Origin of the sequence: Streptomyces sp. NPDC048751, assembly GCF_043198595.1 — a bacterium.
GTDB lineage: Bacteria > Actinomycetota > Actinomycetes > Streptomycetales > Streptomycetaceae > Streptomyces.
Genome location: NZ_JBICUX010000003.1, coordinates 403,962 through 430,328, shown reverse-complemented (window position 1 = coordinate 430,328; position 26,367 = coordinate 403,962). Strand labels below are relative to the sequence as shown.

The window sequence follows — 26,367 nt, the reverse complement described above, 5'->3', positions numbered from 1 at the left end:
TTCCGCGGCCCGGTGATCTGTTACGGCGGTCACAGGGACCCCGGTCACGGCCTGAGCTGCGTAGCACCTCGCTCCGCGGACCCGGTAGCGTGAGCCGACGATTCCGAAGGTCCCCCATAAGTAGGAGTCCCGGTGACGCAGAGTGGACAGGGCGAGGAGCCCTCGGCGCGGCCCGCGCGCGAAGGCATCGTGCTGCCCTCCGACGGTGGCGAGCCCCTGCTGCCGGGCATGACGGGCGGATCGGGTGACCGACAGCCGGGCTCGCAGCCGGGGCCCGCGACGGGGCAGCACCACGGCGGGCAGTACGGCCGCCAGGACCCCGCCGCGGCGCCGCCCGGCGGCCAGGCCTGGGACCGCCCGTGGGGCCCCGACCAGCACCAGAACCCGGCCCCGCCGCCGACCCCGGGCTGGCCGACCCCGCCCGACCAGCAGTGGAGCACGCCCGAGCCGCCGGCCTGGGACGCGCCACAGCAGCCGGGCGCACTGCCCCAGGAGGGCACACCGTCGCAGGGCTACGGCCCCGGCTCCCAGCAGCAGGGCTACGGCCCCGCCTCGCAACCACAGGGTTACGGCGCCGGCGCCCACCAGCAGGGCTACGGCACCGGCGCACCGTCGCAGGCCTACGGCATCGGTGCACAGCCTCCCGCGTACGGCGGCGGCACGCCCGCGCAGCCTCCGGCGTACGGCGCCGAGGGCACGGGCGGCGCGCAGTCGTCGTACCCCGGGCAGGGACCCGGCACGGGCGGTGCCCCCGGCGCTCCGCTGCCCCCGGCCGACGAAGGGGCCACCCAGTACATACCGCCGGTCCCGGCCGCACCCACCGACCAGGCCACCCGGTACATACCGCCGGTCCCGGCCGCCCCGGCGGACGAAGGGGCCACGCAGTACCTGCCGCCGGTCCCCGCCGCGCCCGCCGACGAGGGCGCGACGCAGTACCTTCCGCCGGTCGGTCCCGGGGCGCTGCCGCCCGAGACGCCGGCCGAGTCCACGCACTTCCTGGGACGCGCCTCGCAGGGCGGGCCCGGACCGATGCCGGAGCACGGCGGGGCGTCGGCGGGGAGACCCGGCGCCGGGCCGCTGCCGCCCGCCGCGGGGTCCGACGCCGAGGCCACCCAGTACATCCCGCCCGTGACGCGCGGGCCCGGTGGAGCGCCGTACGGGGACCAGCGCACGCCCTCCGAGTTCGACAACCTCTTCCGCAGCGACCAGGGCGGCGGGGGCCAGGCCGGCTCCACCCAGCAGCTGCCGCGGATCCAGCAGTCCCCGGGCGGCCACGACGGATACGCGCCCGCGGCCTCGTACGCTCCGCCGACCGGTCCGGGCGGGCTGCGCGGGCCCCGGGCCGATGACAGCGGCGACGAACGCGGCCGGAGCGGGCGTACCGGCTCGCGTCTGCCGTTGATCGCCGCCATCGGCGTGGGTATCGCGGTCGTCGGCATCGGTGCCGGCGCGCTGCTGGCCGGTGGGGGCGGCGGTGACGACAAGGGTGACGACAAGACCGTGGCCGCCTCGACGCCCGCGACGGACTCCTCCGGTTCCGCGGCCGCCGATCCGGCCAAGCAGCAGGCGACCGCCCTGGACGCGCTGCTGGCCGACAGCGGCAGCAGCCGTACCAGCGTGATCAACGCTGTGGGCGACGTGAAGTCCTGCACCAACCTCGGCCAGGCGGCCACCGACCTGCGTGACGCGGCCAAGCAGCGAGGCGACCTGGTCACCAAGCTGTCCGGGCTGGCCGTCGACAAGCTGCCGAACCACACGGAGCTGACGGCCGCCCTCACCAAGGCGTGGCAGGCGTCCGCGGCGGCCGACAACCACTACGCCGCCTGGGCCGACCAGGTCGCCGGCAACAAGAAGCTCTGCAAGAAGGGCCAGGCCCGCTCCACGGGCCAGACCCAGGCGGGCAACCGCGAGAGCGGCACGGCGAGCACGCAGAAGAAGACCGCCGCCGAACTGTGGAACGCGATCGCGAAGACGTACGGGCTGACCCAGCGCCAGCCGGTCCAGCTCTGAGACGGGCGGGCCCCGAGCCCGCCCTCCGCCCCAGCCGGGGTCCGCCCCAGCCGGGGTCCGCGTCAGTCGAGGTCCGCGTCCTGCAGGGTCTTCGTCACGTCGACGAAGCCCTTCTCGGCCGCCACCAGTCGGCCCTGCCGGACGACCTGCAGGGTCACGGAGGTGTTGACCAGGCGCGGGAAGCCGACGGAGGCGAGCCGGTCCGAGTAGCGCCAGCGCAGTGGCGGCGTGAGCCCGCCCGTGGTCACCTTCAGCCCGTCGTTCAATGCCTTGCGCACGGTGGACGCGCTCACCTCGCCGTCCCCGAGCGACTCCACGGCCTGCCGGAACGCGGTGTACGCGATCCAGGTGGTCTGCACCCCGGCGTCCGCGGGATCGATGCGGTTGTCGGAGAACGCCTGCTCCTTGATGACCTGCTTCATCTCGTCCCACCGTTCGTCGGTGGCCACCGGGTACCAGCCGCTGATGTACGCGCCCTCGTACGGCCCCGACGCGCCGCCGGAGGCGTCGATGACCGTCTGGTCGACGCTGCCGAGCACGGTCGCGGTGCGCACGGCGGGATGGTCGGCGCGGGTGCGCCGGAAGGAGTCCATGAAGGTGTCGTTGCGGTCCCCGAGGGCGGGCACCACACACCCCTCCTTCGCCGGGTCCCCGGCGGCGTGCTCCAGCGAGCGCTGGGCCTGTGTGCCGTACTCCGTGGCGTCCTCCTTGGCCAGCAGGTCCTTCACGGCCTCGTGCCGGCCCGCCCGCAGCCCGGAGTTCAGCAGGGCCGGCAGCTGGTCGCCCGCGATGGAGTCGGGGCGCACGAGCGACACGGGTCCGCAGCGGCCCGCCAGCTCCTTGCCGAGGCCGGCCAGGAGCGCGGGCTGGCCGCCGTTGACCGGGTAGGACAGCGGGCTGGTGAACTCGCTGTTGGTGACGCCGTAGCCGCCGATGTACGGGATGCCGCCGCTCTCCAGCGCCGGGAAGAACGAGTTGGCGTACTGGCTGTAGGAGCCGACGACGGCGACCACGTTCTCCTTGACCGCGCGCCGGGCGCACTTCGCGGCCTCGACGCTGTCGTTGTGGTCGTTGCAGGTCAGGACCTTGAGCTTGCGGCCCTCGATGCCGCCGTGGGCGTTGACCCAGCGGGCGTAGGCGAGCGCGAAGGCGGGCATTCCGGGCTTGTTGGTCGCCTGGGTCTCCTCCGGCGCCCAGGTCATGACGGTGATGGGGTCGTCCCCGGCGCCCCCCGTGCCGCCGGGGACGACTCCGCAACCGGCGGCGAGCGACGCGCATGCGGCCAGCGCGCCCATCGAGCGGACAGCGGCTCTGACGGGACGAGTGGAGTGGCCGAACATGGGGAGAAAGGTGCTTCGCTTGCGTCGCCTGCCGGTCATGGATACGCACGATTCCTGCACACCGCTAACCTGGGAGTGACCTCCGGTCAACGGTTGGTGACGCGGGGGTGAATTGCGGGGGGCGGTGAGCCGTGTTCGAGGGGGAACGTACGATCGATGACCGTGCAAGGTGCGGACAACTCTTCCCGTCGCGGGCGTCGCTCATTCACCATGGGCGGCATGCCCCTCAACGACATGCCCTGGTGGCGCTGGCGCAGCAACGTGCGCTCGGCGCTGCACATGCTCTCCGATCCGGTGTTCCAGCGGGACGTCTGGCTGGCAGGCGTGGACGGGTACGGGGACGTCACCGACGCCGTGTACCGCCTCGTCGAGGACACCTGGCTGGACAACTGGTCCGCCGAGAAGTACGTCGGCACGATCTTCCGCGACTCCCAGGAGGCGGCGCTCGTGGACACCGCGGTGCTGCGGGTGCTGCGGATCATGCACCAGGTCGGCCCGGACGCGCCGGTCTCCGCCTACGTCGACCATCCCGCCTGGCCGGAGGCGGTGCGGGCGGCCCGCGACGCGCATGTCCGCATGGCCGCGGCCGACGGGGAGGACGCGGACGTGCCGCCGCGCACCCTGGAGGTGCTGCGGATCATGACACGGTCCGCCTAGGGCGCGCCCCGGCGGTCCCCGGAGGTGGTTTCCGGCTCGGTCCGCGTGGCGGACGGGTTCCGGTGGGGTTCATGGGATATGGGACCCTGTCCTGCATGAACGAGCAGTCCACCCGAGCCGCGGCCCCGGCCGACCAGTACGTCCTCACCCTCTCCTGCCCCGACAAGCAGGGCATCGTGCACGCCGTGTCGAGCTACCTCTTCATGACCGGCTGCAACATCGAGGACAGCCAGCAGTTCGGCGACCACGACACGGGCCTGTTCTTCATGCGCGTCCACTTCTCGGCGGAGTCGCCGGTGACGGTGGACAAGCTGCGCGCCAGCTTCGCCGCGATCGGTGACTCCTTCCACATGGAGTGGCAGATCAACCGGGCCGACGAGAAGATGCGCATCGTGCTGATGGTCAGCAAGTTCGGGCACTGCCTGAACGACCTGCTGTTCCGGGCGCGGATCGGGGCGCTGCCGGTGGAGATCGCCGCGGTGGTGTCCAACCACACGGACTTCGCCGAGCTGGTGGGTTCGTACAACATTCCCTTCCACCACATCCCGGTGACGAAGGACACCAAGGCGCAGGCCGAGGCGCAGCTGCTGGAGCTGGTGCGGGCGGAGAACGTCGAGCTGGTGGTGCTGGCCCGGTACATGCAGGTGCTCTCCGACGACCTGTGCAAGCAGCTCAGCGGGCGGATCATCAACATCCACCACTCGTTCCTGCCGAGCTTCAAGGGCGCGAAGCCGTACCACCAGGCCCACGCGCGTGGGGTGAAGCTGATCGGGGCCACCGCGCACTATGTGACCGCGGATCTCGACGAGGGGCCCATCATCGAGCAGGAGGTCGAGCGGGTCGGGCACAACGTCACGCCGGACCAGCTGGTCGCGATCGGGCGGGACGTGGAGTGCCAGGCGCTGGCGCGGGCGGTGAAGTGGCATGCCGAGCGGCGCATCCTGCTGAACGGGCGCCGGACGGTCGTGTTCGCCTAGCGGCTCGGAGGGGCGCGCGGCAACCCGGCCCTACATCCGGCTCAGCGACGCCGCCGCGAACAGTACGTCCTTGATGGCCTCGCGGTCGCCGACCTGACCGGCGGCGGCCTCCGCGGGAGACACGTGTCCCGCGGCCAAGCGGCAGAACTCCACTCCGTCCAGGGCGACATGGGCCACCTCGTGCTCGGCGGAGCCCACCGCGGCGGGGGAGTCCAGCGGGATCAGCCACTCGCCGCCGCCCAGCCCCTCGATCTCCAGCCGCAGGCTGCGCCCCGGCTCGCCCGCCGGGACGAGGTGGCGGCGGTGGGGAGGCGTGGCCAGGCCGGCCCGGCGGCGGGCCGCGAGCGCGTTCGGCAGCACCCGCGCCGCCAGGCCGATCATGCGGTGCAGATGGCGCGGGGACGGCGGTGCGTACGGGTAGTCGACCGCCTCGGCGATGTCCTCCGCGTGCACCCAGCACTCGAACGCCCGGTCCAGCAGGGCGTCGCGCAGGCGCAGCTCGAAGTCGCCGTACGACACCGGGCGCTCGCCGGAGCCGCCGGTGAACGACACCGTGCGGACGATGTCGTGGCCCTGTTCCCGCCACGGTGTCCGTACCTTGCGGGTGGGCGGGAAGTGCGAGGCACGCCAGTACGCCTCGGTGCGGGCCGCGGGTGTGGGCTCCTTGCCGTCGGAGGCGTCGCCGAGGGGGTCGTCGAGGCCGAGCGCGAGCGCGACGAGCCCGTCGACGGCGAGCAGGTGCGCGATGACCCCGGCGACGGTCGTACGACGGCTCGTGGCGGCGTCGCGCTCGAACCAGCGCAGGCGTACGGGGGCGTGCCACTCGGCGTCGCCGAAGTCCTGGAGCAGGGCGTCGAGGCGGGCGGTCTCGGCGTCGTACGAGGCGGCCCAGTCCGGTACCGGGATGCGCGGCGCGCGGCGGTCCAGGCAGCCCGCGAGGACGCGGGTGCGCAGGCCGGGGTCGAGGTCGAGGCTCTCCGGGCGCTGCAACAGGCCGACCGCCTCGCGCAGCCGGCGCGCCTCGTCCGCGCAGGCCCCGCAGTCGCCGAGGTGTTCCTCGACCGCCGCCGTCTCCTCCGCCGAACAAGCCGCCAGGGCCCACGCCCCGAGCAACGACTTCAACACCCGATGCTCCAGCACCGGCGCCTCCACCGCCCCCAGCACGGGCAACACCAACCCACTGTCCTCGACGGAAACCCGCGGCATCGGTATACGCGGAGGCCCGACGGCCTCACCCGAACCACCGCTCGGGTCCCCTGTCCCACCACCGGACCCACCAGAACCAACATCAACCCCAAAGGTCCCGCCAGGCCCACCGGTCCCGTCGCCGGACCCGCCGCTCCCGTCAGCCCCACCGGCCCCGCCTGCCCCGCCCGAGCCGTCGACGGCGTCCGGAACGCCCAGGTCGTCCGGGTCGTCCGGGTCCCGTGCGTCGGAGGTGTCGTTCGTCGGGGCATCCGCCATGTTCTGCCCCTGCGTCGCCGTGCCCGGAGTGCACGCGAGCGGGGAGGCGTCGTGTGTGGTCATGTGCTCCGGTGCCTGCTGTGCCGGACGGTCCGCGTCGTCGAAACCCTCGGCCCCTCTCACGCCGCACCCCCGTACCCAGGCGGTGCCCCCGGTGTGTCGGTGTCGTGGGCCGTGGAGAGGAGCTGGAGGCCGAGGCGGAGGCGGCGGCGGGCCTCGTCCTCGGTGACGCCGAGGTCGACCGCGGTCTGGCGGTAGTCGCGGCGCTGGAAGTAGGCGAGTTCGAGGGCGGCGCGGAGCGGGGTCGGCATGGCGTGGACGATGTAGTCGGCGCGGGCGGCGACCGAGGCGTGGCGGACCTTGTGCTCCAGGTCCTCGGTGGAGCCCTCGCCGCCCTGGGCGAGAGCCTCCGTCTCCGTCGCACGCAGCCGCTGCACGGCGAGCCGGTGGGTGAGCGTGGCCACCCAGGTGCGCAGGGGGCCGTTCTTCGGGTCGTAGGCGTCCGGGTTCTCCCAGACGTGGGTGAAGACCTCGCGGGTGATGCGGTCGGCCGCCCGTTCGTCCTCGAGCACGCGGTGGGCGAGGCCGTGCACGAGCGACGCGAACCGGTCGTACAGCTCACCGAGGGCGGCGGCCTCCCCGCGGGCGAGCCGCTGCTGCATCCTGCGGTCCCAGCGGGGCGGTGCGTCCTGCGTCGCCATGCGGCCCCCTCACCCCTGTGCTCGTCCGGCCCTGCCGGTCCGTTCCTGTGTCCAGCCTGCGTCCAACGTCACCTCGAATGTAGTCGGCATGGCCGAGCGCGCACGCCCCTTTGTGGCAATGTGCGCCCCCCGACCCGCCCCAGGTGGTAGGGGGGATCCGGGGTGCGCCGGGCAGACTTCCGGGCCCATCTACCCTCCATCGCCCCGCTCAAGCCTGATCGAACAGGATCGAATACGACTGAAACCAGCCTCTTTTGTTCGATTACCGTTTCTGGAGCCGTGTTTCAGGGAACCGCCGCTGGGCAGCCGCGCTGCAAGGAAGCGTAGGGACGGCTTCCACTTCCGGTTTTCCGGGATTCTCCAGCGAATGAAGGGCGTGGTGGTGGCGTTCAAAGTGAACGACGTCGAGCAGGCCGGTTGGGCCGTGCTCCACGTCTCCGGTGAACTGGACCTCGTGACATCGCCGGTGCTGCGTCAACGAGTGCACGACGTGGTGGCCGAGGGCCGCCACAGCCTCGTCCTCGACCTCTCCGAGGTGCAGTTCTGCGACTCCAGCGGTGTCGGCGTGCTCATCGCCTCCCGCCGCCTCATCCGCTCCTGCCGGGGCACCCTGCGCCTGATCCTGCCCGCGCAGGGCGCGGTCGACGGCTCGCACGTCAACCGGGTCCTCGGCGCGCTCGGTGTGCGACGCCTGTTCGACGTGTACGCCGACGTCGACGACGCCCTGGAGGACGAGGCCGGCCCGCTGTCGGCGTGAGACGCCCGAGGGACCGGATCGTCACCGGGTCCGCGACTGCCACACCGTTGTCGCAGAATTTCCCCGGTCTTGGTACAAGCGTCGATTTCCCGCTCCCCGACGGCCCACCACGTCGTACGCTCCGTGCCAGATACACCCTCACGTGACGTAAGGCGGCCCGAAAAGACATGGTCAGCAGCGAGTACGAGCGCAGGATCGCCGACCGGTTCGCCACCTTCGACCAGGACGGCAACGGCTACATCGACCGCGAGGACTTCAACGTGGCGGCCAAGGCGCTGCTCGTGGAGTTCGGCACCGCGGCCCGCTCCGACAAGGGGCAGGCGCTGTACGCCGGAGCGGAGGCGTTCTGGCAGGGCATGGCCGGCATAGCGGACCGGGACGGCGACCAGCGCATCACCCGGGACGAGTTCGTGAACGGCGCGCTCAAGCGCCTGCGCGACAACCCCGAGCGGTTCGCCGAGATCGCCCGGCCCTTCCTGCACGCCGCCCTCGACATCGCCGACACCGACGGCGACGGAGCCGCCACGGTCGCCGACACCGCCCGCGTGCTGGTCCTCCTGGGTGTGCCGCAGGACACCGCCCGCGCGGCGGCCGCCGCACTCGACGCGGACGGCGACGGCAAGGTCGGCGAGGCCGAGATCGTGCCCGCGTTCGCCCGCTACTTCACCGTCCCCGAGTAGCGCTCCCCGAGTAGCGTTCGCGCAGCTTGTACTTGAGCACCTTGCGCAGGGTCTCGTTGCGGGGAAGGGCGTCCACCACCTCGAGCTGTTCCGGCAGCTTGTGCACCGACAGCCCTTCCTCGCGCAGATACGACGTGACCGCCGCCAGGGTCAACTCCCCGGCCCCCGGCGCCCGCTCCACCACCGCGCACACCCGCTCCCCGCGCTCCGCGTCCGGCAGCCCGATCACGGCCACGTCCCCGACGGCCGGGTGCGCGTGCAGCAGGTTCTCGATCTCCTTCGCCGAGACGTTCTCGCCCTTGCGGATGATCACGTCCTTCAGGCGTCCCGTCAGCACCAGATGCCCGCTGTCGGTGAGGTGCCCGAGGTCGCCGGTGCGCAGGAACCCGTCCCCGTCGAACGCCTCCGCCGTCTGCGCCGGATCCAGATAGCCCCGGCACACGGCCTCCCCGCGCAGCCGGACCTCCCCGTCGACGATCCGTATCTCCATCCCGTCCGGCGGCCGTCCCTCCGTCGTCGCCAGGTTCTCCGTGGTGTCGTCCGGCGACCCCATCGTGATCATCGGCACCTCGGTCATGCCGTATCCGTGGGTGAGCCGAACCCCCATCTCCCTGATCACGGCGTAATAGAGCTCCGGAGGCTTCGGCGCCCCGCCGCCCGCGAGCAGCCGCAGTGTCGGGATCACCTTCCGGTCGGGCTGCTTGCGCTGCTCGGCGAGGAACATCGAGTAGAACGCCGTGGACCCGCCCGCCATCGTCACCCCGTGCCCGCGGTACCCCTCCAGCGCGTCCGGCAGCGCGAACTGCTCGAACATCACCGCGGGGAAGCCGTAGAGCAGCAGCATCACCGTGTAGTCCGGGCCGCCTATGTGGGCGTACGGGAAGGCGATCGAGCCGACGTCGGTGGGCGTCGGGCGCAGCGCGTGGGCGAGGCAGGAGCCGCCCGCGATGAGGGAACGGTCCGTGTGGAGCACGCCCTTGGGATCGGAGGTCGTGCCCGAGGTCCAGTAGATCCAGCGGACCGAGGTGCCCTCGGTGGGCGCGGGCGGCAGCACGGAAGGATCGCCCTCGGGCAGGTCGTCGTACGCCTCGAAGACCCCCTTCGCGCCCAGTCGCCGGGCCATCTCCGTGTGGTCGAAGCCCCGCCACAGGCCCGGCACCGCGAAGAACTCCGCCTTCGACTCCCGCAGCGCGAAGCCGACCTCCCGGTCCCGGTAGAAGGGGATGACCGGGGTCTGTACGGCGCCCAGGCGGGCCAGGGCGAAGGACAGGACGGCCGTTTCGAGGCGGGTGGGCAGTTGCCAGGCGACCACCGTGCCGGGGCGTACGCCCATGTCGTACAGCCCGGCCGCGACCCGCTCGGCACGGGCGCGCAGCGCGCCGAAGGTGAGGGTGCGGTCGTCCTGGAGGAAGAGCGGGCGGTCGGGGGTGAGGCGGGCGCGACGGTCGAGCAGGTCCCACAGCGTGCGGGAGGAACTCAGGGAGCGCGGGGTCTCGTTCACGGAGGTCTTGTTCACGGAGGACTCGTTCACGGATGCCCCCTCCTTGGCTGACAGCCTTGGCTGACGGGTCGTCAGATGCGATGCTATCTGACGCTCCATCAGATCAGTACCGTCCGGCAGTTCCCGCGCATCCTCGGAGGGGACCCATGACCGAACTGCCCCGCATCATCAGCGTCGACGACCACGTCATCGAGCCCGCGCACCTCTTCGAGACCTGGCTGCCGCAGAAGTACCGCGACCGCGGCCCGAAGCCCCTCACCGCGGGCATCGGGGACCTCGCCTACGTCGGCGGCAAGTACCGGATCACGATGGATCCGGACGGCCCGCCCACCGACTGGTGGATCTACGAGGACCTGCAGTTCCCGTACAAGCGCAACATCGCCGCCGTCGGCTTCGACCGCGACGAGATGACCCTGGAGGGCATCACCCGCGCGGAGATGCGACGCGGCTGCTGGGACCCCGTCGAGCGGCTCAAGGACATGGACCTCAACCACGTCGAGGCCAGCCTCTGCTTCCCGACCTTCCCCCGCTTCTGCGGGCAGACCTTCGCAGAGGCGCAGGACAAAGAAGTGGCGGTCGCGTGCGTACGGGCCTACAACGACTGGATGGTGGAGGAGTGGTGCGGCGACAGCGGCGGGCGGCTCATCCCGCTGTGCCTGATCCCGCTGTGGGACATCGACCTCGCGGTGGCGGAGATCCACCGCAACGCCGCCCGCGGGGTGCGCGCGGTCACCTTCTCCGAGATCCCCACGCACCTCGGCCTGCCGTCGATCCACTCCGGCCACTGGGACCCGTTCTTCGCGGCCTGCCAGGAGACCGGGACGGTCGTCAACATGCACATCGGCAGCAGCTCCCAGATGCCCGCCGCCTCCCCGGACGCCCCGCCCGCCGTCCAGGCCTCGCTCAGCTTCAACAACGCGATGGCCTCGATGATGGACTTCCTGTTCAGCGGGGTCCTGGTGAAGTTCCCCCGGCTGAAACTCGCGTACTCCGAAGGCCAGATGGGCTGGATCCCGTACGCCCTCGAACGCGCCGACGACGTGTGGGAGGAACACCGGGCCTGGGGCGGGGTGCGCGACACGATTCCCGAGCCGCCGTCGACGTACTACTACCGGCAGATCTTCTGCTGCTTCTTCCGTGACAAGCACGGGATCGCCTCGCTGGACGTGGTCGGACGCGACAACGCCACCTTCGAGACCGACTACCCGCACGTCGACTCGACCTTCCCGAACACCAGGGAGGTCGCCCTCGACCATGTGAAGGGCCTCGACGACGAGACGATTTACAAGCTGATGCGGGGCAACGCGATCCGCATGCTGGCCCTGGACCTCGACACGTAATGGACCTCTCCTGCACGCCCGCCGAGGAGGAGTTCCGGGCCCGGCTGCGGGAGTGGCTCGCCAAGGTGCTGCCCACCCTGCCGCCCAAGCCGGACCCCGCCGACTGGCCGGCCCGCCGCGCCTACGACCTCGGCTGGCAGCGGATGCTGTACGACGCCGGGTACGCCGACGTCCACTGGGGCGGATCACCGACCGTACGGCTGATCTTCCTGGAGGAGACCGAGAAGGCGGGCGCGCCCTATGTGGGAGCGGGGTTCGTCGGGCTGCTGCACGCCGGGCCCACCATCGCCGCCGAGGGCACGCCGGAGCAGCGGGAGCGCTGGCTGCCGCCGATCCTGCGCGGCGAGGAGGCCTGGTGCCAGGGCTTCAGCGAACCGGACGCCGGGTCCGACCTCGCGGCACTGCGCACACGCGCGTGGCGCGACGGCGACCACTACGTCGTCAGCGGCTCCAAGATCTGGACCTCCCACGCGGAGGTCGCCGACTGGTGCGAGCTCCTGGTGCGCACCGACCCCCACGCGCCCAAGCACCGGGGCATCACCTGGCTGGCGATGCCCATGGACACGCCGGGCGTCACCGTACGGCCGCTGCGCACCCTCGCCGGGTCCGCCGAGTTCGCGGAGGTGTTCCTCGACGAGGTGCGGGTGCCGGTGGCCAACCGGGTGGGCGAGGAGAACGACGGCTGGCGGGTCACGATGGTGACGCTGTCCTTCGAGCGCGGCACGGCCTTCGTCGGCGAGGTGGTCGCCTGCCGACGCGTCCTCGGCGAACTCGCCCTCGAGGCGCGGAGGAACGGCCGCTGGGACGATCCCGCGCTCCGGCGGCGCCTCGGCCGCCTGAACGCCGAGTTCCGCGCGCTGTGGCGGCTGACCCAGTGGAACGTGAGCGAGGCGGAGGCGTCGGGCGGGGTGCCCGGCGTCGGGGGTTCGGTTTTCAAACTGAGGTACTCACACGCGCGTCAGGAGCTGTACGACGCCGCCGCGGAGGTCCTGGGCGACGCCGCCCTCGACCTGGACCGGCCCTGGACGCTCGACCGACTCTCCTCGCTGTCCTACACCATCGCCGCCGGCACTTCGCAGATCCAGCACAACATCGTGGCCGAGCGGATCCTGGGCCTGCCGAAGGGGCGCTGACGTGCGTTTTCAACTGACCGACGACCAGCGGGCCCTGCGGGCCGGGGTGCGGGAGCTGCTGGCGCGGCGCTTCGACGCCGGGGCCCTGCGCGCCGCCGTGGAGCGTCCGGGGCTCGACCGCGCGCTGTGGCGGGAGTTGGGCGAGGCCGGGTTCTTCGCGCTGCGGCTGCCCGAGGCGGACGGCGGGGTCGGGGCGGGGCTGCCCGAGGCCGTGTTGGCGTTCGAGGAGGCGGGCCGCGCGCTGTTGCCGGGCCCGCTGGTGGCCACCCATCTCGCGGCGGGGAGGGTGCCGGGGGCGGCCTCCGGGGAGGCGGTCGTGACGGCCGTGGACGGCGGGCTGGTGGAGTGGCTGGCGGAGGCGGACGTGGTGGAGGGCGTGGCGCGCGGAGGAGCGGAGGAGGCGAGCGATGCCTCCGGTGCCGTACCGGTGCGGTCGGTCGATCCTCTGACGCCGCTGCACCGCGTCGAAGGCTCTCTGCGGCCCACTGATCCCGTCGCCGTCCTCCTGACCGCCGCCGAACAACTCGGCACGGCCACGCGCGTGTGCGAGCTGGCCGTGCAACACGCCCGGACGCGTGAGCAGTTCGGGCGGCCGATCGGGGCCTTCCAGGCGGTCGCGCACCTGTGCGCACAGCTCCTCGTGCGGGCCGAGACGGCCCGTGCGGCCGTGTACGCGGCCGCTGTCACCGCCGACCCGGCCGACGTCGCCGCCGCCCGGCTGCTGGCCGACGACGCCGCCGTACGCGGTGCTCGCGACTGCCTCCAGGTGCACGGCGGTATGGGCTTCACCTGGGAGTCGGAGGTGCATCTGCATATGAAGCGGGCATGGGTACGGACGCGACGTGCGGGGGCCACCACGGAGAGTGAGGAGCTGCTCGCCGCCGATCTGTTGGCCGGCGTGGGCTGACGGGCCGTTGACCAGTGCCATCGCGCGCGTGGCCGACATTCACCCACGCAAGTGTCACGGATTGTGGCAAAAGAGGATTACGGAGCGTTGATACCGGCTTGTGTCCTCGACGTGGCTCGTCACGGCCCGGAGTCGGCGTGTCCCTCGGGTACCTTGGGTGGGATGCGAGTGGTGCCGAGTGCGAGCCAAGCGGGTGCGGCCCCTGGGCCTGCCTGTTCGACTCCCCGCGGCGAGCGTCGCACAGTATGCCGCATGGGTACTCCTTCGCGCTGGAATATGCCCGAAGCGCTTGTTGAGGTGACTGTACGTCAATCAAGCTGTCTCGTAAGGGATTCACGTTCCGTGACTCCGGCCGTGACTCCAATACGGGCCGTTGTTCTGGTCATGCAAAAAATGGTTACGATCGTGGCCCTCGTCGTAGCCCTCGTCATGGCGCTCGTCGTGGCGCTCGCGTGCCGCGAGGTCATGTGTCCGCCGGTTCGGATGGTGTGAGCGGTGCAGGTGCTTCAAGTGCAGCTGGAGATCCGGCCCGACCCCGCGGAGGTGGGGCGCGCCCGGAGATGGGCCCGGTCGCGGCTCGCCGGGTCAGGGATACAGGCCGACGAGCCACTCGCCGAGACCCTTGTCCTGCTGGTCTCGGAGCTGGTCACCAACGCCGTGGTGCACACCGGCCGGCCGGCCGTGCTCCGGCTGTCCCTGCCCGACTGCGACGCGGCCGACGATTCCGCCACCGTGCGCCTGGAGGTGGCCGACAGCAGCGGCCGGGCCCCGACGCCGCGGTGCGCGGACGACGACGCCACCGGCGGCCGCGGCCTCGCCCTCGTCGACGGCCTCGCCGACCGCTGGGGCTGGACCCGCGAAGGCGCCGGCAAGCGCATCTGGTGCGAACTCGACCGCTGCGCACAGCCCCGGCAGGCCGCGGCCGGCTGCGGGGTCGTCGGTCTGTCGGCGTACGAGGAACTGGCGTACGAGGCGTTGTTCACGGGGGCCTGACCGCTGCGCGGGGCTTGCACGCGCGTGCGGGGATCGATCGCCCCGGTGTCGGTCTGCGTGACGGGCGCACGGGGTGCGGGGGCGCCGCGGGTGTCGTCGGCCCGGTGCACGGGTGCAGAGGGCGCTGTCGCGGCAAGACGGGTGGAGCATCCGTGCGCCCGGACGTGCTTCCGTGCGCGCCCACGACAAACGGGGGCAAAAACAACGAGGGTGTTGACGCCTCGTGTCCGCCTGATCACGCTTGAGGTTCAGCGACTCGCCGCGAGGGGACGGCGAGGGCTCGTGACGGGAAGCCCTCGTCGAGTGCGGGTCGTTGGGTTCGGCGTCGGCTTCCTCAGGGCCTAGGGGGGCCGGGGCGGGTCGCCGGAGCCGGATGGTGGCGCGCGGTGCCGTGCTCGGGGCGGGCGCGGCGCGCCGCCGGCCGGAGGCGGGTCCCGGGGTCAGGGGTGCCCCCGGGACCCGCGGTTCACAGGATCGCGACCGGTGCCACGGGAGTGCCGGTCGCGCCGACGAACGGCTCGGGCATCGCCGCCAGCAGGAACGTATGACGGTTCTCTTCTCCACAGGCTGTGGACAACTCTTCGAGATTCCAGTTCTGGCCCTGCGGCATCCCCATCTCCACCAGATCGAGCGCGTGGACGGGCAGCCACAGGTCGTCGATCTCGGGCGGAAAGATCTCGAATGTCATCGTGTCATTGGCGACCGCGGCCACATCGCGCGCGTGGAACCACTCCGGCGTACGGATCGACAGCCCGGGCGAAGGGTAGGCGTACGCCTCCCGGTCACCGGCCAGATAAACCTGCACCTGTCCGGTCCGTACGAGCACGATGTCGCCGGCGCGCACACGCGTACCGGCGAGCTCCTCGGCGGCCTCCAGGTCCTCCGGGGTGACGGCGTGCCCGCCGGGCAGCCGGTCGACGCCACGCGCGCGTGCCACGTCGAGGAGGACCCCGCGCGAGACGATGTGCCGCGCCTTGTCGATACCGCTGAACTCGGCGCCGCCGTGCGCGGTGATGGTGCTCGCCGGGCGGCCGTTGTAGAGCCGGCCCGAATGCGAGACATGGGTGAGCGCGTCCCAGTGGGTGCCGGCCTGGAGCCCCATCGTCACGGCGTCGTCGCTGCACGCCACCGTCCCCGGACCGAAGATCTCCTGGTTGATCTGCACCATGGCGTGCAGGGGGTTCACCCGCCCCGGGATCATCCCCGTCTGCACGCCGTCCTGCTTCAGCGGCAGCGCGAGGGGCACGCGGCGCCCACTGCGGACGTTCTCCGCGGCCCGGCGCACGACCTCGTCGCTGATCAGGTTGAGGGTGCCGATCTCGTCGTCCGCCCCCCAACGGCCCCAGTTGTTGACGCGCTTGGCGATGTCGTGGAACTCGGCCGGCAGTGACATCCGATGCCTCCCCGGGGCTTGTCCTGGCCCATCTGACGGGTCATAAAATCTAACGGTCCGTCAGAAACCGCGGGAAGGGGCCGGGCGTGGGGAACTTCTTGGCAGGCAAGGTCGTCGCCGTGACGGGCGCCGGGCGGGGCATCGGCCGGGCGGTCGCGCTGGGCGCGGCGGCCGAGGGAGCGCGGGTCGTCGTCAACGACTACGGGGTGTCGGTGGACGGCGCCTCGCCCAGCAGCGAGGTCGCCGAGGCCGTCGTCAAGGAGATCGAGGCGGCGGGCGGCGAGGCCGTCGCCGTCGCCGACGACGTGTCCACGATGGCGGGCGGACAGCGGGTGGTGGACGTCGCGCTGTCGTCGTACGGACGGCTCGACGGGGTGGTGTGCGTCGCCGGGATCCTGCGTGAGCGGATGTTGTTCAACATGTCCGAGGAGGAGTGGGACCCCGTGGTCGCCACGCATCTCAAGGGCACGTTCACCGTCTTCCGGGCGGCCTCCGCGGTGATGCGTCAGCAGCGTGGCGGCACGTTGATCGGGTTCACCAGCGGCAACCATCAGGGGTCGGTGTCCCAGGCCAACTACAGCGCGGCCAAGGGCGGGATCATCTCGCTCGTGCGGAGCGCCGCGCTGGGCCTGCACAAGTACGGGGTCACGGCGAACGCGGTCGCGCCGGTGGCCCGTACGCGGATGTCGGCGGGCGTGCCGATGGAGCTCGCGGAGATCGGGGAGCCGGAGGATGTCGCCGCGCTGGTGGTGTACCTGCTGTCCGAGCGGGCTCGGGAGGCGGGCATCACCGGGCAGGTGTACACGGTCGCGGGGCCGAAGATCGCGGTGTGGGCTCAACCGAGGGAACTGCGTTCGGCTTATGCGGAGGGGTCTTGGACGCCGGAGAGGGTCGCTGAGGTTTTGCCGGGGGCGGTGGGGGTGGATCCGATGCCGATGTTGGAGCGGTTGGAGGAGATGGCTCGCGCCGCGGCGGAGGGGGCGCGGCCGAACGGGTGAGGTGCGGTTCGTTGGCGGGTGCGGGTGAGTTGTGGCTGGTCGCGCCCACGCGGCGGAGCCGCACATCGATACAGCCCCGCGCCCCTGAGTTGGTTGATCCGCCCGGCGTTGAGAGGAGAGGCTCGTGGAGTTCGGGTTCACTTCCGGCGATGAGGTGTTCCGTGTCGAAGTGCGCGGCTGGCTCGATGCGCACATCGACGCGAGGCAGGATCGGCGGTCCTGGGAACGCACCCTCGGCTCGGCCGGGTGGATAGGGCTCGGCTGGGCCGAAGGCGGCTATGGGAACCGCACCGCAAGCCTCACCCAACAGGTCGCCTGGGCCGAGGAGTACGCCCGCTCGTCCGCGCCGCCCCGGTCCGGTCACATCGGGGAGAACCTCCTCGCGCCCACCCTGCTGGCCCACGGCACGGACGAGCAGAAGGCGCGCTTTCTGCCGCCGATCGCGGCCGGTGCGGAGCTGTGGTGCCAGGGCTACAGCGAACCGGGGGCGGGATCCGACCTCGCCGGGGTTCGTACGAAGGCCGAACTCGACCCCGACGGGCGGACGTACCGGGTCACCGGGCAGAAGATCTGGACGTCTCTCGCGCACGAGGCCGACTGGTGCTTCGTGCTGGCCCGGACGGAACCCGGCTCGCGGCGGCACCACGGGCTGAGCTTCCTGCTCGTGCCCATGGACCAGCCGGGGCGGATCGAGGTGCGGCCGATCCGGCAGATGACCGGGACGAGCGAGTTCAACGAGGTGTTCTTCGACGGGGCACGCGCGCGCGTGGAGCATGTCGTCGGTGGGGAGGGCGAGGGCTGGCGGGTCGCGATGAGCCTGCTGGGCTTCGAGCGCGGGGTGTCGACGCTCGCCCAGCAGATCGGGTTCGCCCAGGAGTTGGGGCGGGTGCTGCGGACGGCCGTGGAGACCGGGGCGGCGGATGATCCCGTCGTACGGGACCTGCTGGTGCGGCAGTGGGCCGAGTTGCGCACCATGCGGTGGAACGCCCTGCGCACGCTCGGGAGTTCGGGGGACGCGGGCGCGCCGAGCGTGGCGAAGCTGTTGTGGGCCGGGTGGCACCAGCGGCTCGGGGAGCTGGCGGTGCGGGTGCGGGGGGTGGAAGGGGGCGTCGGGCCGGTGGACTGGTCGCCGTCGGCGCCGTACGAACTCGACGCGGCGCAGCACCTGTTCCTGTTCTCCCGTGCCGACACGATCTACGGCGGCTCGGACCAGGTCCAGCGCACGATCATCGCCGAGCGGGTGCTCGGTCTGCCCAGGGAACCCAAGGGAGCCGCGTGATGAGAGGCGTGATCTACGACGGGAAGCGGATCGAGGTCGCCGACGATCTGGAGGTGCGGGATCCGGGGCCCGGTGAGGTGCGGGTGGCGATCTCGGCGGCCGGGCTGTGCCACAGCGACCTGTCGGTCGTCGACGGGACCATTCCGTTCCCGGTGCCGGTGGTGCTGGGGCACGAGGGTGCGGGTGTGGTGGAGTCGGTGGGGGCCGGGGTCACCCATGTCGTGCCCGGCGACCACGTCTCGCTGTCCACGCTCGCCAGCTGCGGCACCTGCGCCGAGTGCGGGCGGGGCCGTCCCACGATGTGCCGGCGGGCGATCGGGCGGCCGGAGCGGCCCTTCTCGCGGGGAGGGCGACCGCTGTACCAGTTCGCGGCCAACTCCGCCTTCGCGGAACGCACGGTGGTGAAGGCCGTCCAGGCCGTGCCCGTACCGAAGAACATCCCCATGCCGTCCGCCGCGCTCATCGGGTGCGGGGTGCTGACCGGGGTCGGGGCCGTGCTCAACCGCGCTCGCGTGGACCGTGGGGACAGTGTGCTGGTGATCGGCACGGGCGGGGTCGGCCTCAACGTCCTCCAGGGGGCGCGGATCGCGGGCGCGCTGCGGATCGTCGCCGTGGACGCCAATCCGGCGAAGGAGGCGATGGCGCGGCAGTTCGGGGCGACGGACTTCCTGACGTCGACCGAGGGGGTGCGGGAGCTGTTGCCGACGGGCGCGGACCACGTCTTCGAATGCGTGGGGCGCGTCGAACTGATCCGGCAGGCGATCGACCTGCTCGACCGGCGCGGTCAGGCGGTCCTCCTCGGTGTACCCGCCGCGACCGCCGAGGCGTCCTTCCTCGTCTCCTCCCTCTACCTCGACAAGTCCGTCCTGGGCTGCCGCTACGGCTCCTCCCGCCCCCAGCGGGACATCGCCCTGTACGCCGAGCTGTACCGGCAGGGGCGGCTGCTGCTCGACGAGCTGGTGACGGCGACGTACCCGGTGGAGGACTTCGAGAAGGCGGCCGCGGACGCGGAGGCGGGCCGGGTGGCGCGGGGGGTGCTCACGTTCTGACACCCGCCCGGAAGGTACGGCGGTACGCGGTCGGTGTGACCCCCAGTGCGGCCTGGAGGTGCTGGCGCATCGACTGGGCCGTCCCGAAGCCGGCCTCGTCGGCCACCTGGTCGATGGACAGCTCGCTGGACTCGAGGAGGTGGCGGGCCCGTTCCACGCGCTGCTGGGTGAGCCACTGGCCGGGGCTGACGCCGGTCTCCTCGCGGAAGCGGCGCGTGAAGGTGCGTACCGACATGGCCTCCTGCGCGGCCATGTCCCGCAGCTGGATCGGCTCGTGCAGTCGCCCCAGCGCCCAGGCGCGCGCCCCGGTCGTGGTGGCCTGCTGCGGGTCGGGGACGGGCCGCTGGATGTACTGCGCCTGCCCGCCGTCGCGGTGCGGCGGTACGACCGTCCGGCGGGCCACCTCGTTGGCGATCGCCGTGCCGTGGTCGCGGCGCAGCATGTGCAGGCACAGGTCTAGGCCGGCCGCGACGCCCGCCGAGGTGAGGACGTCGCCGTCGTCGATGAACAGGACGTCCGGGTCGACCCTGACCTGCGGGAAGAGGCGTTGCAGACGGTCGGCGTCGATCCAGTGCGTGGTGGCCGGGCGGCCGTCCAGGTATCCGGCGGCGGCGAGGACGTACACACCGGTGCAGATGGAGGCGAGGCGGGTGCCGGGCCGGATGTGGGCGAGGGCGGCGGCCAGTTCGTCGGTGAGGACGCCCTCCTCGTAGACCGGGCCCATTTCGTACGACGCCGGGACGATGACCGTGTCGGCGGTGGCCAGGGTCTCGGGGCCGTTCGCGACGTGGATGGCGAAGTCGGCGTCGGTCTCCACCGGGCCGGGCGGCCGGATCGAGCAGGTGACGACCTCGTACAGACGTCGTCCCTCGGCGTCCCTGGGGCGGTCGAAGATGCGGTGCGGGATGCCCAGCTCGAAGGGCAGCAGCCCGTCGAGGGCGAGGACGACGACGCGGTGGGGGCGGAACGCCGACGGCGCGTGCTCTGAGGTCATGGCCCGATCCTAGCGAACGGTGTCCTCCGGGCCACTCGTTCTCGGAGACCGCAGGCCGGAAGCTCGTTGACGTGACTCAGACGACCGAAGCCCCTGCTGCCGTAGAGGACTCCCGCAAGCGTCCCGGCTCCCGCTCCCGCTCCCGAATCCACCGGGCCTGGTTCGTCGCCGCCGTCACCTTCGTGACGATCATCGGCGCGGCCGCCTTCCGCTCCCTGCCCGGGCTGCTCATCGACCCGCTGCACACGGAGTTCGGCTGGTCGCGCGGCACGATCGGCGCCGCCGTGTCCGTCAACCTCGCGCTGTACGGACTGACCGCCCCCTTCGCCGCCGCGCTGATGGACCGCTTCGGCATCCGCCGGGTGGTCGCCGTGGCCCTCACGGTGATCGCGCTCGGCTCCGGCCTGACGGTGTGGATGACGGCGGCCTGGCAACTGCTGCTGTACTGGGGCCTGCTGGTGGGCCTGGGCTCGGGCTCGATGGCGCTGGCCTTCGCGGCGACCGTCACCAACCGCTGGTTCACGACGCGGCGTGGCCTGGTCAGCGGCATCCTCACCGCCGCGTCCGCCTCCGGCCAGCTGATCTTCCTGCCGCTGCTGTCCTGGCTGGTCGAGACGCACAAGTGGCGTCCGGCGGCGGTGACCGTGGCGCTGGCCGCCCTCGCGGTCGTCCCCTTCGTCTGGCTGCTGCTGCGCGACCACCCGGCGGACGTGGGCCTGAAGCCGTACGGCGCCCCGCAGTTCGTGCCCAAGCCCGCGCCCGTGCGGGGTGCCGCGCGGCGGGCGGTCACGGTCCTGCTCTCGGCGGTGCGCACCGGCCCGTTCTGGCTGCTCGCCGGCACCTTCGCGATCTGCGGCGCGTCGACGAACGGCCTGATCCAGACCCACTTCGTGCCCGCCGCCCACGACCACGGCATGCCCGTCACCGCGGCGGCCTCACTGCTCGCGGTCGTCGGCGTCTTCGACGTCGTCGGCACGATCGCCTCCGGCTGGTTCACCGACCGCTTCCAACCCCGCCGCCTGCTGGCCGTCTACTACGCCCTGCGCGGCGTCTCCCTCCTCTTCCTCCCCATGCTGCTGGCCTCGACGGTCCACCCTCCGATGATCTTCTTCATCGTCTTCTACGGCCTCGACTGGGTCGCCACCGTCCCGCCCACCCTCGCCCTGTGCCGCGAGCACTACGGCGACGACAGCGCCATCGTCTTCGGCTGGGTCCTCGCCTCGCACCAGATCGGCGCAGCCCTGGTCGCCTGGCTGGGAGGTGTCTCCCGCGACGCCTTCGGCTCGTACGACATGGTCTGGTACGCCTCGGGCGCACTGTGCGCGGCGGCGACGCTGATGGCGCTGGTGATCCGGCGAAAGCCGGCGGCTCCCGCGCTGATGACGTCCTGAGCGCCGGGATTACTCCCGGAGTAATCGACCGCCTGCTCCTCCCCCGGCAGGATCGAGCACATGGACGGGAACCCCCGCCAGAACCCGCACCCCAGCCGCGAGGAGAGCGCCATGTCGGTCAAGTCCGTTGACAGCACGACGAGTTCGGTCGCCGAGACCACCCGGGCCGTCGTGGGGGAGTTCCTCGCCGCCCGGTCGGCCGGGGACACCGGGCGGCTCGTCGCGCTCTTCGCCGACGAGGTCGACTGGCTGCTCGCCGAGAACCCCGCCGCGCCGTGGATCCGCCCGCGGTCCACCGCCGCGGAGTGCGCCGCCCAGGGCGCGGAGCTGATGGAGCACACCGTGCCCGAGGACGCCCGTGCCTCCGTCGACACCTTCCTCGTCGACGGCACCGACGCCGTCCTGATGGGCCACCTGTCGGGGACCGTACGGGCGACGGGCAAGTCCTTCGAGGGCCCGTTCGCCCTGCGCCTCACCGTCGAGGACGGCCGGATCACCCGGCACCACCTCTACGAGAACAGTTTGTCGATCGCCGAGGCGTGCACGCCGTAGCTCCAGGACTACGACAGCTGTATGTGCGCGGCGCGGGGAGCTGCCGCATCGCGCCCCAGGGGAGACAGCGCCACGGCGAAGAGGAGCCCGCCGAGCGGCAGCAGATCCAGACTGGCGGCCATGGTCGCCGTGCCGAGCACCACCAGCGCGGGACGCCAGACGCTGATACGGCGCTGTACGGCGAGTTGGATCACCAGCCACAGCAGGCCGACGTAGAACAGCATCGGGCCGACCGTGTACACCGCGGGCATCACGCCCGGGTGGCTCTGTATGTCCTGGAAGAGTCGCTCCATTCCGGCCCGGTCGTCGGCCCGGAAGCCGACGACGAGATCGATGACGCCCTGGGCGGTGACAGCCACTGTCCCCACCAGCCCGAGTAACGCCGCCACGCGTGCGCTCAGCCGTGCCGCGCCGGTCGTCGGTTCCGACAGTCGCAGCAGGCCCATGAAGATCGCACCGAAGAGCAACACCCCGACGATCAGGGCGATATGACCGCTGGTCCAGGCAAGCCCCGGGCCGTGGTCCGGATCGGAGAGCCGGATGGTTCCGTAGGCGAGCATGCACAGCGGTGCGGCGATGAAAGCGGTCCGCGTCAGCGCGGTCCGGCGGGTTCCTCGAGGTCGGTTCGTCATGTGTCGATCTTGTCCGCCGGCACCCGTACGCGAGATCAGGCATCGCCCCGAGAAGACCCTCGCCCAACCCTGACAAGCCCTCAGGGTCGGCGCGCACCCTCGCGCGAGGAGTGCCGGGTGCCGTAGGCGCTGTCGTGCGTCACGGCGTTCCGGCCGGGAGGTAGGGTCCTGCGCCCTTCATGGTGCGCTGGATGGGGGTGGTCGCGGTGTGGCGCAGGCCGGGCAGGGCCGCCACCGACTCGGTGAGGTAGCGGTAGAAGAGGTGCGCGGTCGGGACGTCGACGCTGGCGTAGAGGTTCGTCGTACCGGTCACGGCGCAGGCGAAGGCCACCTCGGGGTGTGCGGCGAGCGCGGCTCCCGCGGTGGCGAGGTGGGCCGGGTCGATCTCCAGCCACAGGGAGGCCCCGAAGTTCTCCCGCAGGACGTCCGGGTGGTATTCGACGTCGAAGTACAGAACGCCGGACACGGTGAGTTCGGCGATGCGGCGGCGCACGGTCGACGGGGACAGACCCGTCGCCGCGGCCAGCTCTCCGGCTGCCGCCCTGCCGTCCCGGGCCAGCAGGTCGAGCAGGTGCCGGTCGCTGTCGTCCAGCGTCACCGGAGGCGTGTCGTCCGGGGCCGGTTCGGGCGTCACGCGTGGGGTGAGTGCCTCGATCTGCGCGGCCGTCAGCGGTCCGCGCTTGTTGATCGGGCTCAGGTCCCGGCCGAAGAAGATGTGCAGCAGGCAGTGCGCCGACACGTCCACCACCTGGGGCGTGCGCGGCAGCTTCTGCAGGAGCGGTGAGTCGTCCAGACCCAGGCCGCGGGTCCGCACCAAGCAGTTGATCTCGGTGCCGCCGGAGCTGAGATGGACCCAGGTGGTGTCCGTGCGCCGCGCCAGCGCCTCCCCGATGGAAGAGGCCGCGTCGGGCGTGCACCGTACGCGTACGAGCCAGCCGGAGTCCCCCATCCGTCGGGGATCGGTCAGCCCCAGGACCCGGATCCTCCCGGAGGACCGCAGCCGTGACCAGCGGCGAGCGGCGGTCTGGTCGGAGACGCCGAGGGCGTCGGCGATCTCCCTGAACGAGGCCCGTCCGTTGATCTGAAGGGCCTGCGCGAGCGCCATGTCCTCGTCCGACAGTGCGCGGTCGGCGCGATGAGGGATGTCGAGATAGGTCATCACAGCACCCCATCATGTCGGATCCGCGCAGAGGGCGGGCTCTGGCTAACAGGATCACCTGAGGGTCGCCAACGCTCGGTGCTCTCGGTGCCGGACAGCACGCCTGGTCCGAACTCGTATCCCGCACTCCGCACTCCGAATTCCGAATCTCGAACTCCGAACGGAGACCCGACATGCGCAAGTGGTGGCCCCTGACGGCGGTCTGCCTGGGCGCCTTCGTCCTGCTGGTGGACGTGACCATCGTGAACGTGGCACTGCCCAGCATCGCCGACGACCTCGACGCCTCCTTCACCTTGCTGCAATGGGTGATCGACGGTTACGCCCTGGCCCTCGCGGCCCTGCTGCTGGCCTCCGGTTCCCTGGCGGACCGGTTCGGCCATCGGCGGTTCTACGTCTACGGTCTGGGCCTGTTCGCCCTGGCCTCCCTCGTGTGCGGCCTGGCCCCCGACGCAGGGGTGCTGGTCGGCGCCCGTGTGGTGCAGGGCGTGGGCGGCGCGGCCATGTTCGCCACCTCGCCTGCCCTCCTGATCACCACCTACCAGGGCAAGGACCGGGGCACGGCCTTCGGCGTGTGGGGTGCGGTCAATGGAGCCGCCGCTGCGGCGGGCCCCCTGCTCGGCGGCCTGCTCACCGAGCACATCAGCTGGCCGGCGATCTTCTTCGTCAACCTGCCGATCGCCGCAGTCGCCATCGCGATGACGCTGCGCGTGGTGCGCCCGGACCGGCCCGGCACCGGCAAGGCGTCCGCCCCCGGCGCACTGGGGCGCATCGACGCCCCCGGCGCGGCGGCCTTCACCACCGCCGCGGGCGCGCTCACCTACGGGCTCATCCGCGGCACGGACGCGGGCTGGACCTCGGCCGGGATCGTGGCGGCCTTCGCCGTCGCCGCTCTGGCGCTCGCCGCGTTCGTGGTGATCGAGCACCGCACGGCGCGGCACGGCGGCGCCCCGATGCTGGATCCCGCGCTGCTGCGCCGCCCGTCCTTCGCGGGCCTGATGAGCGGTGCGCTGCTGCTGCAGGCCGGTGCGTTCGGCTGGCTCGTCCTGGTCTCCCTGTGGCTGCAGTCCGTCCTGGGCCTCAGCCCGGTCGCGGCCGGCCTCGCGCTGACCCCCTTGGCGGGGGCGTCGTTCCTGGTGGCCGCCGTGGCCGGCCGCCACATCCAGCGGCTCGCCCCGCGCCTGCCGATCGGCGTGGGTCTGCTGCTCGTCGCGGCGGGCATGCTGCTGCTGCGCGCGGGGATGACGGCCGACGCGGGACGGGCCGCGCTCATGTGGGGTCTCGTGGTCAGCGGTATCGGTGTCGGCCTGGCCACACCGGTACTGGTGTCGGCCGCTACCTCCACCGTGCCGCCGCGTCAGGCGGGGGTGGCCGGCGGGGCGGTCAACACGTTCCGCCAACTCGGCATGACGCTGGCCATCGCCGTCTTCGGCGCGGTTTTCACCAGCCGGGCAGCCGAGGTACTGGCCGGCCCCGGCACGGTACCGGACGCCGACAGGGCGGCCTCCGCGCTGGCCGGCGGCCAGGCGCAGCGCCTGATCCAGGCGGCACCGCCCGCACACCGCGACGCGGCACGCCACCTGGTGCACCAGGCCTTCGCGGCAGGCATGGACCGGGTGTTCCTGCTGTCGGCGACGGCGGCGGCGCTCGGCGGACTGATCGTCCTGATCCTGGTACGACCGCAGCCCCGGACAACCACGGCACACGGTGACGGCGCCCCGACCGTACCCGCACCGGACCGTTCCCACACCCCGGCCGCCGCCGATCCCGGTGGGCACACGGCATAACCTGTTCGACCGAGCACACTGCCGGGCCGCCCGCAGACGCGGGCGGCCCGACCTCGATCAGGGGTTCCGGCTCCCGCTCTCAGACGAAGCGCCCCCTGTGGAACAGCAGCGGCGCCACATCCCCGTCGGTCGCTCCCAGGGCGTTCACCCGGCCCACGACGACGAGGTGGTCGCCGCCGGTGTGGACGGCGTGGATCGTGCAGTCGATCCAGGCGAGGGTGTCGGCGAGGCGGGGGGAGCCGGAGACGGGGGCCGGGTCGTACGGGACGCCGGCGAACTTGTCGGTGCCGCTGACCGCGAAGGCGCGGCACAGGTCGCCCTGGTGGGCGCTCAGGACGTTGACGCAGAAGACGCCCGCGCGGGCGATGCGGGGCCATGTCGTCGACGTGCGGGCGACCATGAAGGCGACCAGGGGCGGGTCGAGGGAGAGGGAGGTGAAGGACTGGCAGGCGAAGCCGGCGGGGGCGGGATCGTCTTCGGTGGCCGGGGCCGTGATGACGGTGACGCCGGTCGCGAAGGTGCCCAGGACGCGTCGGAAGTCGCCCTGGTCGACCGGTGCTCGTTCGTCCTCGCGGACACAGCGCAACTCGGGGCGTGGCAACGCCTCGACGGGGTGTTCCCTGAGATAGCGGACGGCGGCCGCCGCCATGCCTGCGTGTCCCATCACATGCACCAT

At 72.0% G+C, this 26,367-nt stretch carries 24 protein-coding genes; 15 read left to right on the top strand and 9 right to left on the bottom strand.

From position 1 onward, the window contains the following. Positions 1 to 132: 132 nt before the first annotated feature. A complete protein-coding gene (locus ACGFNV_RS13630; protein WP_393622094.1) occupies positions 133 to 2,010 on the top strand; it encodes a hypothetical protein in 1,878 nt (625 codons plus the stop codon). Positions 2,011 to 2,072: 62 nt separating this feature from the next. Here the strand turns inward: ACGFNV_RS13630 and ACGFNV_RS13625 are convergent, their stop codons facing one another. Then, on the bottom strand, positions 2,073 to 3,389 hold the full coding sequence (locus ACGFNV_RS13625; RefSeq protein ID WP_393622092.1) for an ABC transporter substrate-binding protein: 1,317 nt from the start codon (positions 3,387 to 3,389) through the stop codon (positions 2,073 to 2,075). Positions 3,390 to 3,506: 117 nt separating this feature from the next. On the opposite strand from ACGFNV_RS13625, the gene ACGFNV_RS13620 reads away from it, so the two are divergent. After that, positions 3,507 to 4,007, top strand: coding sequence for a hypothetical protein (locus tag ACGFNV_RS13620; RefSeq protein WP_133928989.1), 501 nt, complete (start codon positions 3,507 to 3,509; stop codon positions 4,005 to 4,007). A gap of 95 nt (positions 4,008 to 4,102) precedes the next feature. Continuing rightward, positions 4,103 to 4,984, top strand: a complete 882-nt coding sequence (gene purU, locus ACGFNV_RS13615) for a formyltetrahydrofolate deformylase (protein WP_393622089.1) — start codon at positions 4,103 to 4,105, stop codon at positions 4,982 to 4,984. Positions 4,985 to 5,014: 30 nt separating this feature from the next. Here the strand turns inward: purU and ACGFNV_RS13610 are convergent, their stop codons facing one another. Then, a complete protein-coding gene (locus tag ACGFNV_RS13610) occupies positions 5,015 to 6,448 on the bottom strand; it encodes a zf-HC2 domain-containing protein (RefSeq protein ID WP_393622518.1) in 1,434 nt (477 codons plus the stop codon). Between the two features lie 119 nt (positions 6,449 to 6,567). Next, a complete protein-coding gene (locus ACGFNV_RS13605; RefSeq protein ID WP_393622087.1) occupies positions 6,568 to 7,149 on the bottom strand; it encodes a sigma-70 family RNA polymerase sigma factor in 582 nt (193 codons plus the stop codon). A gap of 376 nt (positions 7,150 to 7,525) precedes the next feature. Between ACGFNV_RS13605 and ACGFNV_RS13600 the strand changes: the two genes are divergently transcribed. Next, the gene (locus tag ACGFNV_RS13600) at positions 7,526 to 7,906 is read left to right on the top strand and encodes an STAS domain-containing protein (protein WP_393622517.1); all 381 of its coding nucleotides are present in this window, start codon (positions 7,526 to 7,528) and stop codon (positions 7,904 to 7,906) included. Between the two features lie 167 nt (positions 7,907 to 8,073). Further along, a complete protein-coding gene (locus ACGFNV_RS13595; protein ID WP_133928985.1) occupies positions 8,074 to 8,586 on the top strand; it encodes an EF-hand domain-containing protein in 513 nt (170 codons plus the stop codon). On the opposite strand, the gene ACGFNV_RS13590 is transcribed toward ACGFNV_RS13595, so the two are convergent. Further along, positions 8,570 to 10,087, bottom strand: coding sequence for a class I adenylate-forming enzyme family protein (locus ACGFNV_RS13590; RefSeq protein ID WP_393622515.1), 1,518 nt, complete (start codon positions 10,085 to 10,087; stop codon positions 8,570 to 8,572). The two genes, ACGFNV_RS13595 and ACGFNV_RS13590, sit on opposite strands and share 17 nt — an antisense overlap. A gap of 146 nt (positions 10,088 to 10,233) precedes the next feature. On the opposite strand from ACGFNV_RS13590, the gene ACGFNV_RS13585 reads away from it, so the two are divergent. The 4 genes from ACGFNV_RS13585 to ACGFNV_RS13570 all read left to right on the top strand — a co-directional run bounded on the left by ACGFNV_RS13585 (position 10,234) and on the right by ACGFNV_RS13570 (position 14,460). Next, positions 10,234 to 11,427: an amidohydrolase family protein gene (locus ACGFNV_RS13585; protein ID WP_393622085.1), complete on the top strand. Its 1,194-nt coding sequence runs from the start codon at positions 10,234 to 10,236 to the stop codon at positions 11,425 to 11,427. After that, entirely contained in the window at positions 11,427 to 12,560 is a 1,134-nt protein-coding gene (locus ACGFNV_RS13580) for an acyl-CoA dehydrogenase family protein (protein ID WP_393622083.1), read from the top strand. The genes ACGFNV_RS13585 and ACGFNV_RS13580 overlap by 1 nt, the downstream gene beginning before the upstream one ends. 1 nt (position 12,561) lies before the next feature. Then, positions 12,562 to 13,467: an acyl-CoA dehydrogenase family protein gene (locus tag ACGFNV_RS13575; RefSeq protein ID WP_393622081.1), complete on the top strand. Its 906-nt coding sequence runs from the start codon at positions 12,562 to 12,564 to the stop codon at positions 13,465 to 13,467. Between the two features lie 510 nt (positions 13,468 to 13,977). After that, on the top strand, positions 13,978 to 14,460 hold the full coding sequence (locus tag ACGFNV_RS13570) for an ATP-binding protein (protein WP_393622513.1): 483 nt from the start codon (positions 13,978 to 13,980) through the stop codon (positions 14,458 to 14,460). A 466-nt stretch (positions 14,461 to 14,926) separates the two neighbouring features. Here ACGFNV_RS13570 and ACGFNV_RS13565 read toward each other — a convergent pair whose 3' ends face one another. After that, a complete protein-coding gene (locus ACGFNV_RS13565; protein WP_393622080.1) occupies positions 14,927 to 15,853 on the bottom strand; it encodes a cyclase family protein in 927 nt (308 codons plus the stop codon). An 86-nt stretch (positions 15,854 to 15,939) separates the two neighbouring features. Between ACGFNV_RS13565 and ACGFNV_RS13560 the strand changes: the two genes are divergently transcribed. From ACGFNV_RS13560 to ACGFNV_RS13550, 3 genes are all read left to right on the top strand, one after another. After that, positions 15,940 to 16,851 (top strand): SDR family NAD(P)-dependent oxidoreductase, encoded by a 912-nt coding sequence (locus tag ACGFNV_RS13560; RefSeq protein ID WP_393622079.1) that lies wholly within the window; start codon positions 15,940 to 15,942, stop codon positions 16,849 to 16,851. A gap of 124 nt (positions 16,852 to 16,975) precedes the next feature. After that, on the top strand, positions 16,976 to 18,130 hold the full coding sequence (locus ACGFNV_RS13555) for an acyl-CoA dehydrogenase family protein (RefSeq protein WP_393622077.1): 1,155 nt from the start codon (positions 16,976 to 16,978) through the stop codon (positions 18,128 to 18,130). Next, positions 18,130 to 19,179: a Zn-dependent alcohol dehydrogenase gene (locus ACGFNV_RS13550; RefSeq protein WP_393622076.1), complete on the top strand. Its 1,050-nt coding sequence runs from the start codon at positions 18,130 to 18,132 to the stop codon at positions 19,177 to 19,179. The genes ACGFNV_RS13555 and ACGFNV_RS13550 overlap by 1 nt, the downstream gene beginning before the upstream one ends. On the opposite strand, the gene ACGFNV_RS13545 is transcribed toward ACGFNV_RS13550, so the two are convergent. After that, entirely contained in the window at positions 19,169 to 20,173 is a 1,005-nt protein-coding gene (locus tag ACGFNV_RS13545) for a GlxA family transcriptional regulator (protein WP_393622075.1), read from the bottom strand. The genes ACGFNV_RS13550 and ACGFNV_RS13545 overlap by 11 nt on opposite strands. 71 nt (positions 20,174 to 20,244) lie before the next feature. Here ACGFNV_RS13545 and ACGFNV_RS13540 point away from each other — a divergent pair, with 71 nt between their 5' ends. Continuing rightward, a complete protein-coding gene (locus ACGFNV_RS13540; RefSeq protein ID WP_393622074.1) occupies positions 20,245 to 21,564 on the top strand; it encodes an MFS transporter in 1,320 nt (439 codons plus the stop codon). Between the two features lie 111 nt (positions 21,565 to 21,675). Next, positions 21,676 to 22,116, top strand: a complete 441-nt coding sequence (locus ACGFNV_RS13535; protein ID WP_393622512.1) for a nuclear transport factor 2 family protein — start codon at positions 21,676 to 21,678, stop codon at positions 22,114 to 22,116. An 8-nt stretch (positions 22,117 to 22,124) separates the two neighbouring features. Here the strand turns inward: ACGFNV_RS13535 and ACGFNV_RS13530 are convergent, their stop codons facing one another. Then, positions 22,125 to 22,748: a hypothetical protein gene (locus ACGFNV_RS13530; RefSeq protein WP_393622072.1), complete on the bottom strand. Its 624-nt coding sequence runs from the start codon at positions 22,746 to 22,748 to the stop codon at positions 22,125 to 22,127. A 139-nt stretch (positions 22,749 to 22,887) separates the two neighbouring features. Continuing rightward, positions 22,888 to 23,910, bottom strand: coding sequence for an Lrp/AsnC family transcriptional regulator (locus ACGFNV_RS13525; RefSeq protein ID WP_393622070.1), 1,023 nt, complete (start codon positions 23,908 to 23,910; stop codon positions 22,888 to 22,890). A gap of 170 nt (positions 23,911 to 24,080) precedes the next feature. On the opposite strand from ACGFNV_RS13525, the gene ACGFNV_RS13520 reads away from it, so the two are divergent. Further along, positions 24,081 to 25,691: an MFS transporter gene (locus ACGFNV_RS13520; protein WP_393622068.1), complete on the top strand. Its 1,611-nt coding sequence runs from the start codon at positions 24,081 to 24,083 to the stop codon at positions 25,689 to 25,691. Between the two features lie 79 nt (positions 25,692 to 25,770). On the opposite strand, the gene ACGFNV_RS13515 is transcribed toward ACGFNV_RS13520, so the two are convergent. Beyond that, entirely contained in the window at positions 25,771 to 26,355 is a 585-nt protein-coding gene (locus ACGFNV_RS13515; RefSeq protein WP_393622066.1) for a flavin reductase family protein, read from the bottom strand. Positions 26,356 to 26,367 lie beyond the last annotated feature (12 nt).